Source organism: Chroococcidiopsis thermalis PCC 7203 (genome assembly GCF_000317125.1).
Taxonomy (GTDB): Bacteria; Cyanobacteriota; Cyanobacteriia; order Cyanobacteriales; family Chroococcidiopsidaceae; genus Chroococcidiopsis; species Chroococcidiopsis thermalis.
The window spans coordinates 5,434,033-5,449,401 of sequence record NC_019695.1; the positions used below are offsets into that span (position 1 = coordinate 5,434,033).

Consider the following 15,369-nt stretch of genomic DNA (forward strand, 5'->3'; position numbering starts at 1 on the left):
CTCAATGACCTAGAGAAAGTTACCAACTTCAAGACAGACGTATCCGCAGGAATTACCTTGAGTTAGTAACTCCTCACACACCTTTGAGGCATAATTTACTGATGAAATGAGCCTAATTTTTCAGATAAGTTGTCTATCTAGAAGAAGTTAAAAGTTAGCCTGAACTAACTCAACTTCAAACGAAGTTTAGCCGCCTTTTTCCGTATCCCCATGCGTGGTTTCACGGAATTAACTTTTGGTTTACGGAGCGATCGCAGTTACTATCAGTAGATCCACAGGATGAGCTTCATATATACGTAGGGGCGTACAACATCTATTGCACGCCCCTACATACGTAAGTGAAGAATAACTTTTCTGCGTGCCTCCTACCTGCTTCAGCGATTGTAAGGTTTTACGCTACTCCAACAGCAATACAGTTCAGATAAGAAGATCCCCTCCAACCCCCCTTAACAAGGGGGGCTAGGGGGGATCTTTGAGGATCGAGCGCTTTTAACTCAACCGTATTGACTCCAACAACGCCGCAGCGATTCAAATTCAGTAATCATTTCAAATCCAGCTTTGACGTAATCTTGTCCCGTCCATTTTGCCGCTCGTGCTAACCCTCGTTGTACCAACGTTTGTCGCAAAATTGGGTCATCGTAGAGTGACTTAATCGCCAAAGCAACCTGCCGTTCGTCTCGCTGATCGACTAGTAAAGCGGCATTTCCCAGCTGCTCTAAAGCACCTGACACGTTGGCAGCCACAACCGGACAACCTAAAGCAAATGCTTCCAAAGGAGGTATGTTATCAGGTCCGCAAAAAGACATGAAAGCTAGAGCAAATGCATGGCGATACAGGGGAACTATATCAGCTTGCGGTACAAACCCTAAAAAGTGAACTTGGCTCGATAAGTCGAGATCGGCAACAACTTGCTGAATATATTGCTTGTTGCCCTTTTCCGAACCAACAAATACTACGGGAAAAATTAAATTGTATTGCGATCGCAGCCATTTAACCGCCATCAACAAGGCAACATGGTTTTTGTGCGCCCAAAACTGTGCGGGATAAAATAGGTAATTTTCCGGTATATTGTACTTTTCTAGTATGTAGCGATCGTCGTTATGCGGAGCATTTAACGCCCATTCAGGTGTGGGAAAAGGCAAGATCTTAATTCGGTCAGATGGCACTTGATAAAATCGTTCGACTTCGGCTCTACCTGCCTCTGTACCAGTCACGATAATGGAAGCACATCTCAGTACTTTTGCGTAAAACTGTTCTCGCTCGTCCCATTGTCCTTGGGTACTGAGTTCAGGAAAGCACGGCTGTACGCGATGTTGTAGATCCCAAAGTGTAGTAATGTAAGGAATTTCGACTGTGCGAGTACTTGGTTCTAAATACCAAACTAGATCGACTTCTTTACCCAATATCGCGACTAAAATTACGTCTTTAAATACGCTGTTAAGTTCGAGTAGGTTTTTTGATTGCCGTAGTCTTTTAAATAGTTCTTTGATAAGTTTTAGCGGTTGAGACAGTAATAGTTTTTTGACGCTGTGATGCAGCGATCTATATTCAATATGTTGTCCTAATAAAGGTGCTTGAGATAATTTTTTGTCCCAGCTATATACAATAAAAGTATGACCGCTTGCCCCACCAAATTCAGCGATCGCTCGAAATACTTCGTTTTCAAACGTAAAGCCTCCCCCAATTTGAGGAGTAAAATTTGATAAAAAAATTCCAACCCTCATTTAATCTCCTATAACGCAAGAAATGCTGTAAATGAAAATCAAATATAGGGTAGGCAATGCCCACCCTACTATCTAATTAATTTGGCAAAAATTATGGCGATCGCAAAACTTCTTTGACGACCTCGACGACTCGTTCCATCTGTTTGTCAGTTAAAGCTATACCACTAGGAATGTAGAAGCCGCGCCGAGCGATATTTTCTGATACTGGATGCGACTCTTTAGCAAACAATCCCATTTTGTGAAAAACAGGTTGTTCGTGCATAGACCAAAAGAAGGGACGGCTACCAACTTGATGATGGTGCAAGCGCCTCATTGCCTCTTTAGCATCAAATGGAACTTCATCTTTTAGGACTAATGCATAGACCCAGTAAATATTATCGGCATAGTCAGTCTGGGGGATTGGCAATTGTAAGCCAGGTACATCTGACAATAGCTCGGTGTAACGTTGTCCCATCCGCCGTTTACGAGCAATGAATTCGTCCAATCTTTCGAGTTGCGCTACACCCAAAGCAGCTTGAATGTTACTCATCCGCAGGTTCCAGCCGAGTTCTTCATGGATGAAACGCTGCTGGGGTTGAAAACATAGATTTCGTAGAGAACAACAACGTTCAGCTAGGCGATCGTCATCGGTGAGAATCATCCCACCTTCGCCTGTAGTAATGTGTTTGTTCGGATAAAAACTAACGGTACTAATATTACCAAAACTACCGCAGGGACGATTTTTATAAGTTTGTCCGTGCATCTCGGCTGCATCTTCGATAATTTGCAACTTATACTTTGCCGCTAAAGCAAGTATTGGCTCCATATCTACAGGTAATCCATAAATATGAACCACCATGATTGCTTTGGTTTTGGGTGTGATTTTAGCCTCAATCTGGCTCACATCCATATTCCAGGTATGAGAATCGCAATCTACAACAACGGGTATAGCACCAGCACGAACAATTGCTGCCGCGCAGGAAATAATCGTGAAAGTAGGTAGAATGACTTCATCACCCGCACCAATACCTAGTGCTAATACAGCAGCGTCCAAAGCTACGGAGCCATTACTAACAGCAATGCCATATTTACGTCCTACTCTTGCCGCAAATTGTTCTTCAAATTGTTTAATAAATGGTCCTTCTGAAGAAATCCAACCAGTATCAATACATTGATTCAGATACTTTTTTTCATTACCATCTAATAGTGGTTCGTTGACAGGAATATAATCAAGCATATGTTTGTCATTCGTCATTTGTCATTTGTTACTGATTATTAACAAGGAGTAAGCGATCGTCAGCTAGCTGAGCTTGTTCTGTTTGAATTCCGACAAATCGAGTTTTATCTAGATCGCCTACGTAGGGTCCTTGTTTGACTTCAAACATTTCGATTTCTTCTAATACTTCAAAGCCATGCCCACCTGCAATTAAAAGAATCACGTCGCCTGCTTCGAGGATATAACTTTCTAAATATTGCTGAGACTCATTATAAAAATCTACTCGTAGTTTACCTTTTTTGATCAAAAGTACTTCTTGGGTATACTGCACTTCCCGTTTGACTGGATTGTGGACGTGAGGCGGAATAATTTTTCCAACAGGATGACGCATATAAGCTAATTGCTGAGAAAAATCACCTGGAGTAAAAAAATGAATTCCAGGTGCTTGAAATTTATGAGAAACAATCATCGCTATTAATATATTTTCGGACTTAATTTCTCGGATCATACTGCTGTTCTAAATAAAATATATGGTTGATATAATTGCGATCGCGCTCAGCTATAGCAATGTCATTTGTAATGCACGCAACTCACGCTGCTGTGAAGATAGTCAAAGATAGCCATCGACCGTCTAGCACGATCGCGAAATCTGCCTGAAGTCAACACAAATTGCTATGTATATTTGAAAAATTCCCATGCCAAAGCGATCGCTTGCATGAAGAGATAGTTTTTCCAGTAGATACCCTTAATTCAGTTGATGTAAGGTATTGTTTGTACTAAGTAATAATAGTTACTCTGCCGCAGCTTAGAGCTGCATACAATCTAACCAAATAATTTCATACAAGTAAAATTACAGAAATACGTTTCTTTTAGGTGCTGTCACTTACCGTATATTTAGTTCGATCTTGTCACCAAAGCATAGAGTATTTTCTGTTTCCTCGCATCGGAATGAATGTTTAACTTATGTGTAAATCTTATCACGCTCAACTAGCGAATGTCATCCTCGCTGACATAATTGATACTATATTAGATTTTAAGTAATTAGCCATAACTATACCGAACGAGCGAGAAAACTCAACGATATACATCTATCACCAACTACCAACTACTAACTACCAATTACCAATTACCATTTAACAAATCAAGATTCTGCTGTACTATTTGTTGAACTTTGAGCGTAACAGTATTCACAGTGTTAGCACGATCGCGTTGATATTCGGTAAAGAAATCTTTAAGATTAATCGGCTCTCCAATTTTAATTCTGGCGTGACGATATCCTTTAGCTGGGGGTTTATCGATATCAAATACTTCTCGTTCTAGGCGAGTGAGGGTGTCTAAAAATCTTTCTGGTGTAGGATTTTCAGCTACGTAGCCATCGTAAATCGCATCAAAGTTTAACAAGCGTTTAATTGATTTTTCAATTAAACTATATTTGTTAGCGCGATCGCCTGTTGCAGTTTCGGTTTCTGCTGTTGCTTCTGACTCTAGTGTGTCTACTTGAGTTTTTAGTACATATTCAACTCTATAGGTTCGTTCTCGCACTGGTTCTTTAGGATTAGAAGAAATGCCTAGCTGTTGTTCGCAGGATTCTAAAATATGCATCCGTAGCAGAGAAATGCGATCGTTCCAGGTTAGTTCGTCTTTAGTAGGTGAATAAATCTCATATTCTCGTTCCATACGGACTAAAACATGTTGTGCGATCGCTTGCAGGCGATCGTAATCTTTGAGACTAGATTCTATACTTAATGCTTGTTCTAAACGGTTGAGAGTTTGACGAATAACTCTCTGCATATCTTGTGTATAGCGGTATTTAATACTAACTGGTAGAGCATATAGATCGGGTATTTCTCCTTGCTTAGCTAGCTTACTCATAGCTTGAAAAGCAATTTGGATAGCACCAGCGCGGAAAGGCATAACCGTATCGTTTTGAAAAGAGCATCCTCCTTCTGGAAATATGACTAAACGACAATTCGGTTGAATTAATATGTCTATTGTTTTTGCAATACTGGGGCGATCGACTAAACCACGCCGGATAGAATAGACTCCTAATCTTTGAAAAATCCCAGTCATAAATCCTTGAAATAATTCATATGCTGATAAGTAGTAAAATTTTTGGTTTACCTTACCAGAAAGGGCAAAAATTGCAATTGGATCTTGAAATGTGGGATGATTTGGCAATAAAAGTAATCTTCGCTCGTTTAAAGCCTGAATTTTTTCGATGGATTCGCGATCGATACGTAATTCAAATTGAAAAAAATAGGGGATAACAACTGGAGCAATAACTTGAGCAAAGTTAATCAAACAAGTATTAGGTAAAGGAGGATAAAAGTAATTTTTCATTTTTTACTGCAATGAATTTAGCGATTCATTTCCGTATATTTAATTGTATATATATTTAAAATCAAAAAGGTGGGCAATGCCCACCTACAAAAGCTCGCTCGGCAATTATCAATTATCCGATCGCAAAATTCACTAGTTTTCCAGGTACGACGATGACCTTTTTAATTTCCTTGCCTTCAACATATCGCTGCGCGGGTTCCGATTCTCGTGCTAGCTTTTCTTGCATTTGTCGATCGGCTTGAGCGGGAACTTGAATTGTGCCTCTAGTTTTACCATTAATCTGAATTACTAATGTCATTTCATCTGCTACCAAAGCATCTGGATCGGCTTTCAACCACGACTGTTTGTGAACCGATTCCTGGTTTGCGATCGCGTGCCATAATTCATCGGCAATGTGAGGCGCAAATGGAGCCAACAAGAGAATTAATGTTTTAATTCCTTCCGCATACACTGGAGAATCTTTGCACGTTGCATCAGCCAGGGCATTACTGAGTTTCATTAATTCAGAGACGGCTGTATTAAATTGGTATTCGCCTTCTAAATCTTCGGTAATTGCTTGAATTGCCGTATGAATCGCCCGTCGCAAATCTTTTTCAATTTTTGATTTTGGATTTTTGATGGATGTTTCTTTTACTGTTGGTTGTTGGGCAAACTCGGTGACTAATTGCCATACCCGATTCAAAAAGCGAAATTGCCCTTGAACATCTGCTTCGTCCCACTCCAAATCTTTCTCTGGGGGTGCTTTAAACAAAATAAACATTCTAGCGGTGTCTACCCCATACTTGGCTATCACCTCTTCTGGAGCAACACCATTACCCTTAGATTTGGACATGGTAGCGTAAACAAGTTTTAGCGGTTCGCCCGTTTGCGGATCGCGAGGATCGTCGGCATTGACAATTGAGGTGGGAACCCATTTATCTTTGTCTGCCTTGTTGGGATTCATGTAAGTTAATCCCTGTACCATACCCTGGGTTAACAGGCGTTGGAAAGGTTCGTCAAAGTTGAGTAAATTGCGATCGCCTTCGGTACCTCCCTTTGGGCGATCGCGCAAGACTTTGGTAAAGAACCGCGAATACAATAAGTGTAAAATCGCGTGTTCGATTCCTCCGACATATTGATCTACGGGCATCCAGTCATTGACTCGTGCTGAATCGAAGACCAGTTTGTCATTTGTAGCATCGGGAAAGCGCAAGAAATACCATGACGAATCGATAAATGTATCCATCGTGTCTGTCTCTCGTTTCGCAGGCGTGCCACAAGTAGGACAAGGTACGTTAACCCAGCTTGACAACTGCGCTAAGGGCGAACCACCGCGACCCGTAAATTCTATATCTTCTGGCAACCTTACGGGTAAATCTGCTTCTGGTACGGGTACGATACCGCAGTTAGGACAATGAACGACAGGAATGGGTGCGCCCCAATATCTCTGACGAGAAATCAGCCAATCTCGGAGGCGATATTGAATTCTGGCTTTACCCCAGCCTTGTTTCTCGGCGTATTCAATGACCGCTTGTTTGCCTTTTACTGAATCTGTGCCATCAAAAGAACCAGAATTCACCATAATTCCTGGTTCCGTATATGCTTCTTGTAGAGGTGTTACACGTAACATTTCTACATCATTGTTGGGTGGCACAATGACAACCTGAATCGGCAGATTATTACCTTGAGCAAACTGAAAATCTCTGGTGTCGTGGGCGGGAACTCCCATGACTGCCCCAGTACCGTATTCATACAATACGTAGTCAGCAATCCAAATCGGAATTTCTGCACCTGTAAACGGGTTAATTGCCATTCCACCTGTAGGAATTCCGCGTTTGGGTTTATCCTCAGCCGTGCGTTCTAATTCGCTTTCGGCTGCAACCTCTTGGATAAATGCTTCTACTGCGGCTTTTCTGTCTGGCGTTGTCACCTGACGAGTCAAAGGGTGTTCCGGCGCAAGAACAACATAGGTAACGCCGTAAACCGTATCGGGACGAGTGGTAAAAACGCCGATTTTCTCCGAACTACCAACTATGGGAAATTCTAAATATGCCCCTGTAGATTTCCCAATCCAGTTAGCCTGCATCAGCTTGACTCTTTCGGGCCAGCCTATCAATTGGTCGAGGTCTTGCAGCAATTCTTCGGCGTAGTCGGTAATCTTTAAGAACCACTGTTTGAGTAATTTTTTCTCAACTTTTGCCCCGCTGCGCCAAGAACGCCCTTCACTATCAACTTGTTCGTTTGCCAATACTGTTTGGTCAACGGGGTCCCAGTTAACGGCTGCTTCTTTTTGGTAAGCAAGTCCAGCTTGCAAGAATTGTAAGAAGATCCATTGCGTCCACTTATAATAATCTGGCGAACAAGTGGCAAGTTCTTTATCCCAATCAATTGACAAACCCAGCCGCTTTAATTGATCGCGCATTTGGGCGATATTGCGTTGAGTCCACTTGGCAGGCGGAATATTATTTTTAATGGCAGCATTTTCTGCGGGTAAACCAAAAGCATCCCAACCCATAGGGTGTAGCACCCGATACCCTTGCATTCGTTTGAGGCGAGCAATTACATCCGTAATCACATAATTACGAACGTGACCCATGTGCAGGCTACCCGATGGATACGGAAACATGGATAGGGCGTAGAATTTCGGCTTATCTTGGTTTTCTTCAGTTTTGTCTATACCTTGTTCTACCCAGGTTTTTTGCCACTTTTCCTCGATCGCTGCGGGATTATAACGGGACTCCACGAATGAGACTCCTATTGATGCGTTCGTGTCTGTCTCAATATTTTAAATTACTGGTAATGGGTAATGGGTAATTGGTGATGGGGAAGTCAAAATTCAAAATTCACGCATTAATTCCGAATTCTTCCTACGCACCACGCACCACTCATTACACCCCACACCCCACACCCTACACCCTGTTCTCTGATGACAAATGACGAAATCATAAAAGTCTTTGTATATGGTACGCTCAAACCTGGCGAGGCAAATTATCAGCGTTATTGTGCGGATTATGTAGTGGCAGCACGAGAAGCGATCGCTTTGGGTCAACTATTCGATCTACCTTTCGGATATCCAGCCATGACTCCTGGTAGTTTCAAAGTCTATGGAGTTCTGCTTTCTTTTACCAATCCAGATGTTTTACAGCAGCTTGACTGGCTAGAGGATTACGACCCGCAAAGGGCGATCGCCGAAAACGAGTATTATCGGCAGCAAATAGAAGTCTACGATACTTCTCTAGCGCCTTTAGGTAAAGCTTGGACGTACTTGATGACCCTAGAACAAGCACGCACTTTTGGTGGCGTTCTTCTTCCTGACGGCTGGTGGAGCAGTCACAAATCAGTGACCAGTGACCAGTGACCAGTGACCAGTTATCAGTGGCTAGTGGCTAGATTCCTTTTCGATCGCTAGCCGCCAGTCAATAGCCACTCACAACTCACAACTCACTTCAATTAAAATTCTTATTTTGTGGATGTTGTTGTGGCTCTATTGGTCGATTATTTTGATTTTGTCTTTCACCATTTGGTGAAGGAATCACGATCTTGGGGATTTCTACCACTGGGTCGTTGATAGCGACCATAAGTGGCTCAATTTTGGAGAGTCGGGCAAGTTGTGCGATTGGTGAGTTTGGTAAGGTAGCGATCGCGCCTACAAACACAGCTGCAATGGCAGTACCACCCCACACGATTGCCTGCCGTTGCGATCGACGGTGTATCCTTTGATAGACCTGTTGAATAGTTTGTTCTACAGGTTCTTGTGTCGGTACTGGCAGCGTTCCAATTCCTTGACGGAGGTTAAGCAAGCGCTCGTACAGCCGCTTGGTTTCTGGATCGTGTTCTAGCCATGTCTCTACCTCTCGCCTTTCGGCAGCGGTAACTTCCCCGTCCAGATATGCGCTCAGTAACTCGAAGCGATCGCGCTTCAACATATCCATAGCACCGATTAATTGATTTGCCTCAATAGTATGGTGTTTATCTATTTCCCCTGAGTCGGGGCGATTGTCGATCCAACGTTTTTCATCAGAGGTCATTTTAACATCATCACCCACTTATTCATAGATATGCCTAGATCTGTCTTTTCACCAAGCTACCGAGTTTGCTGATATTTCTGAAGATTTTAAAGATTTGAGTTAGAGTTTCGATCTACTTGCAAACGTATATTCTGGTGTCATTGCTGTCTATCTTCAGACTGATTGATTATTGACCGTTAAGATAGTTTTGCAGTTGCGATTGGAGTCTAGCTCTAGCTCTAGCAATTCTCGATTTGACGGTTCCTAAAGAAACGTTGGTAATTTCTGCAATTTCCTCGTAGGGCATTCCTTCAATTTCTCGCAGCACGATAGTTGTGCGAAATACTTCGGGTAGATCTGCGATCGCCTCTTGCAACTGCTCGTAAAACTCTCGCGTTGTCAACTCTTCTTCCGGGCTAGGATTATCTCCGGCGATTTCCCAGTCCATCTCTCCATCTTCGGCGACGCGGGGAGTATCTAGAGATAAGGGATGTTTAACTCGCTTACGTTTGCGTAATTCATCGTAGAAGATATTGGTGGCAATACGACTCAACCAGCCTCGGAATTTAGCTGGCTCATTTAGCCGCTTGATGTTGCGGTAAACGCGAATCCAAACTTCCTGAGCTAGATCGGCTCTATCTTGCCAATCAGGTGCTAAATGATACAACATGCGCTCTACATGGGGCTGATAACGGCGTAACAGCTCGGCAAATGCAGCCTTGTCTGGACGCAGCCCAGCCTGACAGCGCAAAATGAGATCGCGATCGGATAGCTTTTCTACTGTCACTGCCGCTGGAGTAACCGTTGCGTGAACTGTTGACCAGCATACAGGAATTGATTGACTCATAAATGCCAATGGCTCGAAAACATTCCCGATTCATAGACTGCCCCACTTTACAGAAGTTCCCTACAGCAAAGCGGAATCTGTCTCAAGTTAGAGACGTGAATCTGATACCAGTATGTTCCCGAAGCCGGGGGCTGAAATGGGGTGTGGGGTCTGGGGTATGGGTGACAAGGAAGACAAGGAAGCGATTCTATCCACTATTCACTATCCACTAGCCACTAGCCACTTACCCATTACCCATTACCACTCCCTAAAAGCTAGTTGCTGTCGGAGATCGCGGGGAAATATGACCTTCATTAAGGAGGATTTAGGATTTTCTACGACCCGATAACTGGGCTTCGCAGGTTCGTGACCGATTGGTACACCGACTCCAAGCAACAACTTGACGCACATGGTAATTGCGATCGCTAACATCAGCTTTTCTAACATTGCCTTTGTCCCCCACAACCACTAGCTGTACTTCACTTACAGTCACAAAACCGAGCGCCGACTTGAAACAACTGAAATCTAATTGCCAGAATTCTTTAGATATTTCTAGTTTGCCTATTTCCATCCTAAGATAGAAGCAAATCATAATACTATCTTAATATTTTCTTGGCTTTAGATGAAGATAGATTAAACTTAGTTCCGTCAAGCGATTGACAAGACTAATTTGTCTCCCACGTTAACGGTGGAAGACAATCTACGCTCTGTCATTGGCAGTCTGTATATTTGTTTTTGGCAATTAGCAATTAGCTATTAGCGATTGGCTAAGAAATCTGTTGCTCGAAGTTAGGTGCGTAGGCTTGGAGTAGCATACTGACTTGTTTCACTACCTCTTTACCACCACTACTTTTACCGAGGGCTTGGCGTTCTGGGAAGAATTCGGGTCGGTCTAAGCTGCGGGCGATCGCTTCATCGATTTGTTGTACAATTAGCGCTGCCAGTTCTTCTTTTGCCCGCTGGCGCTGGTAATTAGCACCTTCTTCAGTCGTAGCATATAGGGGAGGAAGACGATTGAGTGCATAGGCAGCGATATCACCTACGTCTAGACTGTGACCACTGGTAACTTTAATTTCTGCTACCCGTGCGATAACTTCAGTCAGCACTAACTCTTCCATGACGTTGATAAATTGTTTGCGCTGCACCGCTACAACTTCGCCAGTCAAGAGCGAACCCATCAACTTATCTAACGCCATATACTCTTCTATGGAAAGCTCGGAAGCAGTGTCACAGATTCTACCCACCTCTGCTTCCATGGCTGGTGTTAAATAGCCATCTTGAAGGGCTTGCTCGACAATTTGTTGAATGCTCATAACGCTGCTTTACCTATTTTGCTTTCCTATAGTTAAACTAACCCTGGATTGATTTTGCCCTGCTACAGCACAAAAATTAGCACCCTAAGTCTAATTCATTCCTTGTTCCCGCCAAGTTGTCGGATCGACTGCTTCCCCTTGAACGTAAAATCCCCAATGCAAATGGGGTCCAGTTGAAGCCCCCGTCGAACCTACCGCGCCAATCGGTTGTCCGGCTCTAACAATATCTCCTTCTCTGACATAGATTCGGCTTAAGTGCAGGAAAACACTCGTTACTCCTTGACCGTGATCGAGTCCAATTATATTACCGTGAACTCGAAACCCTTGAGATTCTAAACCGATTAAGGAAACTCGCCCTGCGGCAGGCGCAACTACGGGAGAACCTACCGGACCTGCATAGTCAACGCCACGATGGTAGTAATCTTTAGCAAATTTGCCATTGTAATAGCGCCGCACTCCGTAAATCGTGCTGACTCTGCCGCGATTGGGCTTAAGAAAAGGACCATTCCAAAATTTTTGCGGGGTAACGAGCGATTTAAAAGCTGCTACCCGACTCAGTTCGAGTTCGGTTGCTTCTAGCCCAGCCTTCCCGGGTCGAAAGTTGATTCTCTGCACGGGAAATTTACGATTTGCCACCCATACGGCTATATTTCTAACTTTACCTTCACTGCTGATCTGAATCTCTCTTTTTCCTACTTTTTGTAAAGGTGTGGTAGGAACAAAAGCGCGAAATACACCAGGAGCAATGACGAAAGCTGGATAAGTTTTGCGATTGACAGTCACGATAGGGCTGACGTTGATATCGGGGTTGTTTGGTCTGACGACTACCGACAGCGTATCGCCTAAATGAGGCTTAGTGGGAGCGACCCGTACCTGCAAGGCTTGGGCTGGTAAGGCTGAGACTAAGGCAACACCCAGTGAGAGTAGAAAGCAGTGGAGAACTGGTAATTGGTAATTGGTAGTTGGTAGTTGGTAGCTGGTAGTTGGTTGACCGCTCCCTTGTCTCTCTTGTCTCCCTTGTCTCCCTTGTCCTTTGCTTTCCGGCTCCCTGCTCCCTGCTCTCTGCTCCCTGCTCCCTGTTAATTGATTCATATACTCGCAAAAGTCCAGACTGATTGACCAACTAGATTAACTTTATGGTCTCGATCCCCTATGAAAGCTGTATCGAGTTTTTACAAAAGTAGATATGTTGTAATCGCTCCCAAATAAACTTAAAACTTCTGTATGCTGAAGTTTATATACCTTAATAGTTCTTTTATAAGTTTGTGCAGGAAGATTTTAGATTAATAGTTGACTTGGTTTTGGTTTTGGCAGTAGCGGCAGGCGGCGGCTTACTGGCGGCGTTGTGCCGTCAACCAGTACTGCTAGGCTATTTGCTGGGTGGCATGGTTGTAGGACCAGCTGGACTAGGACTGATTAAGGAGTTAGTTCAAGTTGAAACTCTCGCTCAATTTGGCGTTGCCTTTCTGCTGTTTGCCTTGGGTGTAGAGTTTTCATTTGCTGAATTAAAAAAAGTGCAGGCGATCGCCCTTGGCGGAGGAGGATTGCAGATTGCTCTCACAATTCTGGTCACGGTGTTGGTCTGTGGAGTTGCAGGAGCTTGGGAAATCTTACCTGCTAAGGGCGTATTTTTGGGGTCAATTTTATCTTTATCTTCTACCGCTGTCGTCCTCAAGTGCCTGATGGAACGAAACGAAACGGCGAGTTCTCACGGACAGGTGATGTTGGGAATTCTGGTCGTCCAAGATTTAGCACTGGGATTGATGCTGGCAGTTTTACCCGCACTAGACCAACCGCCGCAGTTAATTGGTATAGCGGTAGTAACGGCACTGCTGCGAATTGGTTTATTTGCTGCCGGAGCTGTTGCCGCAGGAATTTGGCTGATTCCTCCTCTATTACGCCTGTTGGCACGAACTGAAAGCAAAGAATTATTTTTACTAGGAGTCGTAGCGCTGTGTCTGGGAATTGCTCTATTAACAGAGCATTTGGGGCTATCGATTGAAATGGGGGCGTTTGTCGCCGGATTAATGATTTCTGAAGTGGAGTATGCCGACCAGACTCTAACTTATGTTGAGCCACTGCGAGATATATTCGCGACGCTGTTTTTTGCCGCGATTGGAATGCTGATCGATCCCGTGTTTTTGTGGCAAAACTTGGAGTTAATTTTAGGGCTGGTGGCTTTGGTTTTTGTGGGTAAGTTTGCAATTGTCATGCCCTTAGTCATGCTTTTCCGTTACCCATTGAAAACAGCTTTGATTGCGGGATTAGGATTAGCTCAGATTGGAGAATTCTCGTTTGTATTAGCGAGTGAAGGGCGATCGCTCGGTTTGGTGTCCCGTCCCGTCTACCTGCTGATTTTGGGTACGACTGCCGTTACGCTCGTTCTTACGCCTTTCGTGTTGCGACTCGTGCCAAAGTTATTGGAATTACCTTGGTTGAAAAAATTCATTGAGGGGCAAGATTTACCACTCGAAATTTCAGCCAACACGCCTCAACAAAATCACGTTGTCGTCTGCGGTTACGGGCAGGTTGGGAAAAACTTAGTGCGCTTATTACAAGAACGCGATCGCCCCGTAGTCGTAATCGACCAATCAGAAAGCCGAATTCAGCAAGTCCGCGAGGCGGGCGTACCTTATGTATATGGCAATGCAGCTAGTTTACACGTATTAGAAAAGGCAGGGGTCGAACGAGCTAAGTCGCTGGCGATCGCCCTACCCGATCCGATGAGCAGCCGCCTGTGTCTGAAGCGGGCGTTGGAATTATCGCCCGATCTCGATGTGGTAGTACGGGCAACTAAGGATAAAGATATTGAATTACTCTATCAGTTGGGGGCGAGAGAGGTCGTACAGCCCGAGTTTGAAGCGAGTTTGGAACTAGCCAGTCATTTGCTAACACAAATTGGTTTAGCACCGATTTCGATTCAGCAAGAAATGCAGCAAATTCGCAATCATCATTATCTAGAGTTACGTCCAGAACGGACGGCGGCTCAAGTTTCGCGCGAATTGCAGCAGGCTACTCAAGATTTAAATAGCCGTTGGTACGCCTTACCAGCAGGTTCGCCACTCACGGGTATGACGCTAGAAGAAGCGGACTTGCGCTACTTGACGGGGGTGAGTTTGATGGCAATTAAACGGGCAAACGGGCAAGAGGTCGATTATCCCAATGCTAAGACGATGTTGGAAAAGGGCGATCGCCTATTGTTAGTGGGAGAAGCAGAAGAATTAGCCGCTTTAGAGGAATTGGCTCAAAGCGAGGCAACTGTACCAGAAGCCAATGCTGCTTGTCATTGGTTGATGGTAGCTGCTGATAGCCCCGCGATCGGTCAAACTCTAGGAGATCTCGACATTCGCCGTCGTTTTGGCATACAAGTCCAAGCCATTCGCCGCGACGGTAAATTTCTGCGGTTTCCCGATGGCAATATGGCTTTACGGGCAGGCGATCGCTTGCTATTGTGCGGCGGTTACTTGGCAATGACACAGTTGCAAAAATTGCTAGCCGTCACTTCAAGTCCGCTCTCCAGCGTACCAGTGGTGAAAGCTATAGAAGCAGAAGCTTTGCGGGAGTATTTGCCGTTGGATAGTTGGCGGGAGTGACTAGTAACTGGTGGCTAGTGGTTAGAATATCTAGTCACTAATCGCCAGCTGCTAACCACTTATTCGTCTCTTATTTCCCTAACTCTCGGTCTGAGGTAGGCGATTGCTTGTCGCCAAATTGTAGTGGAGCGATCGCTTTCATCAATTAGGCAAACGCAATTAGAATCTTGCCAGCCTAATCTACCCGTCAGCGAGTCGCCTGTCATGAGTTTCATTTCTACGACAATCTGACTTTTGATCAGAGATTGTACCTGCCGAATACTAGGTAATGCTGTATCGTAGTCGCTAGCCATGTTTATACTTAACTTTAATTCCTATATATTGATAGTTCCCTCGATTGGGCTTTCAGTTGTCATTGGAGAAGTCAAAAGTCAAAAGTCAAAAGTCAAAAG

At 44.1% G+C, this 15,369-nt stretch carries 13 protein-coding genes; 2 read left to right on the forward strand and 11 right to left on the reverse strand.

Going from position 1 to position 15,369, the window contains the following annotated elements; translation table 11 throughout:
• Positions 1 to 494: 494 nt before the first annotated feature.
• The 5 genes from CHRO_RS23620 to leuS form a co-directional block, all read right to left on the reverse strand.
• Entirely contained in the window at positions 495 to 1,724 is a 1,230-nt protein-coding gene (locus CHRO_RS23620) for a glycosyltransferase family 4 protein (protein WP_015156748.1), read from the reverse strand.
• A 91-nt stretch (positions 1,725 to 1,815) separates the two neighbouring features.
• Complete coding sequence (locus tag CHRO_RS23625; RefSeq protein ID WP_015156749.1) at positions 1,816 to 2,940, reverse strand: DegT/DnrJ/EryC1/StrS family aminotransferase; 1,125 nt, start codon at positions 2,938 to 2,940, stop codon at positions 1,816 to 1,818.
• Between the two features lie 28 nt (positions 2,941 to 2,968).
• Positions 2,969 to 3,427 carry a cupin domain-containing protein gene (locus tag CHRO_RS23630; RefSeq protein ID WP_015156750.1) on the reverse strand — a complete coding sequence of 153 codons (459 nt, stop codon included), beginning with the start codon at positions 3,425 to 3,427 and terminating at the stop codon, positions 2,969 to 2,971.
• Between the two features lie 611 nt (positions 3,428 to 4,038).
• Complete coding sequence (locus CHRO_RS23635) at positions 4,039 to 5,259, reverse strand: 1-acyl-sn-glycerol-3-phosphate acyltransferase (RefSeq protein ID WP_015156751.1); 1,221 nt, start codon at positions 5,257 to 5,259, stop codon at positions 4,039 to 4,041.
• A gap of 112 nt (positions 5,260 to 5,371) precedes the next feature.
• The gene (leuS, locus tag CHRO_RS23640) at positions 5,372 to 7,981 is read right to left on the reverse strand and encodes a leucine--tRNA ligase (protein ID WP_015156752.1); all 2,610 of its coding nucleotides are present in this window, start codon (positions 7,979 to 7,981) and stop codon (positions 5,372 to 5,374) included.
• Positions 7,982 to 8,164: 183 nt separating this feature from the next.
• Here leuS and CHRO_RS23645 point away from each other — a divergent pair, with 183 nt between their 5' ends.
• A complete protein-coding gene (locus tag CHRO_RS23645; protein ID WP_015156753.1) occupies positions 8,165 to 8,596 on the forward strand; it encodes a gamma-glutamylcyclotransferase family protein in 432 nt (143 codons plus the stop codon).
• An 88-nt stretch (positions 8,597 to 8,684) separates the two neighbouring features.
• Here CHRO_RS23645 and CHRO_RS23650 read toward each other — a convergent pair whose 3' ends face one another.
• The 5 genes from CHRO_RS23650 to CHRO_RS23670 form a co-directional block, all read right to left on the reverse strand.
• On the reverse strand, positions 8,685 to 9,266 hold the full coding sequence (locus tag CHRO_RS23650; RefSeq protein WP_015156754.1) for an anti-sigma factor family protein: 582 nt from the start codon (positions 9,264 to 9,266) through the stop codon (positions 8,685 to 8,687).
• 166 nt (positions 9,267 to 9,432) lie between these two features.
• Positions 9,433 to 10,092: a sigma-70 family RNA polymerase sigma factor gene (locus CHRO_RS23655; RefSeq protein ID WP_015156755.1), complete on the reverse strand. Its 660-nt coding sequence runs from the start codon at positions 10,090 to 10,092 to the stop codon at positions 9,433 to 9,435.
• Positions 10,093 to 10,329: 237 nt separating this feature from the next.
• Positions 10,330 to 10,518, reverse strand: a complete 189-nt coding sequence (locus CHRO_RS23660) for a hypothetical protein (RefSeq protein WP_015156756.1) — start codon at positions 10,516 to 10,518, stop codon at positions 10,330 to 10,332.
• Between the two features lie 320 nt (positions 10,519 to 10,838).
• Positions 10,839 to 11,384, reverse strand: coding sequence for a late competence development ComFB family protein (locus tag CHRO_RS23665; protein WP_015156757.1), 546 nt, complete (start codon positions 11,382 to 11,384; stop codon positions 10,839 to 10,841).
• A 90-nt stretch (positions 11,385 to 11,474) separates the two neighbouring features.
• Complete coding sequence (locus tag CHRO_RS23670; protein ID WP_015156758.1) at positions 11,475 to 12,476, reverse strand: M23 family metallopeptidase; 1,002 nt, start codon at positions 12,474 to 12,476, stop codon at positions 11,475 to 11,477.
• Positions 12,477 to 12,649: 173 nt separating this feature from the next.
• Here CHRO_RS23670 and CHRO_RS23675 point away from each other — a divergent pair, with 173 nt between their 5' ends.
• Entirely contained in the window at positions 12,650 to 14,977 is a 2,328-nt protein-coding gene (locus CHRO_RS23675; protein WP_015156759.1) for a cation:proton antiporter domain-containing protein, read from the forward strand.
• A gap of 59 nt (positions 14,978 to 15,036) precedes the next feature.
• Here the strand turns inward: CHRO_RS23675 and CHRO_RS23680 are convergent, their stop codons facing one another.
• Entirely contained in the window at positions 15,037 to 15,270 is a 234-nt protein-coding gene (locus CHRO_RS23680; protein WP_015156760.1) for an Hfq-related RNA-binding protein, read from the reverse strand.
• Positions 15,271 to 15,369: the final 99 nt, after the last annotated feature.

Excerpts from the sequence above, each read along its gene's own strand:
- CHRO_RS23665 (WP_015156757.1), bottom strand. The coding sequence starts at position 11,384 with ATGAGCATTCAACAAATTGTCGAGCAAGCCCTTCAAGATGGCTATTTA.
- CHRO_RS23620 (WP_015156748.1), bottom strand. The coding sequence starts at position 1,724 with ATGAGGGTTGGAATTTTTTTATCAAATTTTACTCCTCAAATTGGGGGA.
- CHRO_RS23650 (WP_015156754.1), bottom strand. The coding sequence starts at position 9,266 with ATGACCTCTGATGAAAAACGTTGGATCGACAATCGCCCCGACTCAGGG.
- CHRO_RS23625 (WP_015156749.1), bottom strand. The coding sequence starts at position 2,940 with ATGCTTGATTATATTCCTGTCAACGAACCACTATTAGATGGTAATGAA.
- CHRO_RS23635 (WP_015156751.1), bottom strand. The coding sequence starts at position 5,259 with ATGAAAAATTACTTTTATCCTCCTTTACCTAATACTTGTTTGATTAAC.
- CHRO_RS23680 (WP_015156760.1), bottom strand. The coding sequence starts at position 15,270 with ATGGCTAGCGACTACGATACAGCATTACCTAGTATTCGGCAGGTACAA.
- CHRO_RS23645 (WP_015156753.1), top strand. The coding sequence starts at position 8,165 with ATGACAAATGACGAAATCATAAAAGTCTTTGTATATGGTACGCTCAAA.
- CHRO_RS23670 (WP_015156758.1), bottom strand. The coding sequence starts at position 12,476 with ATGAATCAATTAACAGGGAGCAGGGAGCAGAGAGCAGGGAGCAGGGAG.
- CHRO_RS23655 (WP_015156755.1), bottom strand. The coding sequence starts at position 10,092 with ATGAGTCAATCAATTCCTGTATGCTGGTCAACAGTTCACGCAACGGTT.
- CHRO_RS23630 (WP_015156750.1), bottom strand. The coding sequence starts at position 3,427 with ATGATCCGAGAAATTAAGTCCGAAAATATATTAATAGCGATGATTGTT.
- CHRO_RS23660 (WP_015156756.1), bottom strand. The coding sequence starts at position 10,518 with ATGTTAGAAAAGCTGATGTTAGCGATCGCAATTACCATGTGCGTCAAG.